Consider the following 1,242-nt stretch of genomic DNA (forward strand, 5'->3'; position numbering starts at 1 on the left):
GATGTTCTATGTTAATACGCAAATTAATCAGGTTAAAATTTTAAAGTTTTTTTGATAATCTGGTTGATAAGCCATTTTGTTTTTTACCACACCGAAGCAGATTCTTAAAAGCTTGTTGCAAACTGCGATCAATGCTAATTTTTTAGGTTTTCCTTTTGCCAACAAACGCTGGTAAAGTTCTCTGCAGTGAACATTGTGTTTCATTGCAGTCCAAGAGCAGACATACAAAAGACTCCTGATATGGGTTTTAGAAGTCCTGCACTTTCCAGGCGAATAAGATTTCTTTCCCGATTGGTAAATCCTGGGTGCCAATCCAAAATATTTGACCAGGGATTTTGCGGAATCAAAATTCTTAAAGCCCGATGTAGCAGTCATAAGTTGTAATGAGGTCTTCTCACCAATTCCTGATACACTTTGTATCAAATCTTTCACTTCTTTGAATTCCGCATTCTGAAGTTTTGGAAGACGCAGTTCAACTTCTTTGATTTCTTTTTCCAACTGTTTAAGCCTTCTTTCGTAATGCTTTTCTGTGTTAGGGTTAAGATAAGGATTAAAACGTAGCGCTTTTAGTTTCACGGCATATCTGCGTTTTTCTTCTTCCAGATCATTCAAAAGTTTAATCTCCTGGTCAAGATGCTCAATCTCAATACTTTTGGGAACATAACTTTCAGGACGAAACAATTCTCCATAGAGTCTGATGGCTTTAGCATCTTCTGCATCTGTTTTAGTGATGATGTTTTTCATCCTGCAAAAATGTTTAATAGACATGCAGTTAATAAGACTGGTCTCAAATCCTTTTTCCAGAGAAAGATGAAGAATCCTACTGCTGTAATTACCCGTAGATTCTATAACCAGACAATAATTTTCTAAGGAAATTTTATCTAGAAAAGATAAAATTGAACGTTGGTTGTTTTCGATGTTGTAAACCTGATCACAATTATTTAAATCATTAAAGCTTATCGTTAAAAACTTTGATCCCACATCTACACCAATCACTTTTTTTGATAATTTTATCATCGTAAATCTTTTTTTATAAAGAGGTTTTCTTCTGATCCACCATGGTAAAAGTTTTTACCAACAATGTTCTATCCGGATTTGGAAGAAAACAGCAGCAGGGGAATAAAATCACGGGCGATATCAAAGTATCATTCGAGCGTCTGTCTTTATCCTGCTGCTTTTGCTCTTCTGGTTAATATTTTTAACTAAGTTATCAATCTGTTTTGTTTAATGCAAACTTACCAT

Annotated in this window: 1 protein-coding gene; it reads right to left on the bottom strand. The window is 34.6% G+C overall.

The genetic code is table 11. The features are described from left to right. Positions 1–27 precede the first annotated feature (27 nt). Complete coding sequence (locus BW951_RS22330; protein ID WP_076396897.1) at positions 28–1,017, bottom strand: IS110 family RNA-guided transposase; 990 nt, start codon at positions 1,015–1,017, stop codon at positions 28–30. Positions 1,018–1,242: the final 225 nt, after the last annotated feature.

Origin of the sequence: Chryseobacterium gambrini, from assembly GCF_900156825.1 — a bacterium.
Lineage (GTDB): Bacteria > Bacteroidota > Bacteroidia > Flavobacteriales > Weeksellaceae > Chryseobacterium > Chryseobacterium gambrini.